This is a genomic window from Treponema endosymbiont of Eucomonympha sp., assembly GCF_001028545.1.
On sequence record NZ_BBPW01000677.1, the window covers coordinates 1 to 438 of the forward strand.

1 protein-coding gene is annotated in these 438 nt (G+C 59.4%); it reads left to right on the forward strand.

Translation table 11 applies throughout. The features are described from left to right. A partial coding sequence (locus AWU74_RS13000) for a hypothetical protein (RefSeq protein WP_238580286.1) occupies positions 1-381 on the forward strand: 381 nt, incomplete at its 5' end. Between the last annotated feature and the right edge of the window lie 57 nt (positions 382-438).

The following is a 438-nucleotide window of genomic DNA, read 5'->3' on the forward strand; positions in this document are numbered from 1 at the left end:
ATTCCGAATGCGAACGCCCTTCTCCACACCGTGAACCAGTACGGGTTTCGATACGTGGCAACGGGAGACTCGTCCATACCCGGATATTCTCTCTATCTGGTACCGGACGTGTATTTTGCGGGAAACAACGGGATCAACATTTTTCCGCTGCTTACCCTCGGCAATGCGACGGCCAGGGGTAGGATCGGAGGCTTGGAATTTGCCTTTGTTATGCAAATCATAAATATTCCCCCCATGATAGCGACGCAGCAGGCGATACTGGCGTGGGCGGCGGATCTGTTTGTGCTGCGGACTGTAGCCCTGACCGCGGGGTGGATAGGCTTGCTGTACCTTATGGACGCGTCCCGCCCGAAAAGCACGACGGCGCTTTCCGCGCGGTAAGCCCGCCGGGGGGCGGAGACCCCACGGGTCCTGCCGAGCGGGCTGGTTTTGGCGCGG